We start from the raw sequence: 303 nt of genomic DNA on the forward strand, positions 1-303 counted from the left end.
TTGGGCACTGTCTCAACGAGGGGCTCGGTGAAATTGTAATGACGGTGAAGATGCCGTCTACCTGCGACAGGACAGAAAGACCCCGTGGAGCTTTACTGTAGCTTGACATTGGGTTTTGGTATTTGATGTACAGGATAGGTGGGAGACATGGAAGTAGGTACGCCAGTACTTATGGAGTCACCGTTGGGATACCACCCTTTAAGTATTGAAATTCTAACTTTAGTCCATGAAGCTGGATTGAGGACAGTGTCAGGTGGGCAGTTTGACTGGGGCGGTCGCCTCCCAAAAGGTAACGGAGGCGCC

The 303-nt window shown here is 50.5% G+C and carries 1 rRNA gene; it reads left to right on the forward strand.

Features of this window, described 5'->3' with window-relative positions:
* Positions 1-303 (forward strand): 23S ribosomal RNA (locus P6N53_RS18595); the annotation flags it as partial.

It is taken from the genome of Desulforamulus aquiferis, assembly GCF_030577015.1.
Taxonomy (GTDB): domain Bacteria; phylum Bacillota; class Desulfotomaculia; order Desulfotomaculales; family Desulfotomaculaceae; genus Desulfotomaculum; species Desulfotomaculum aquiferis.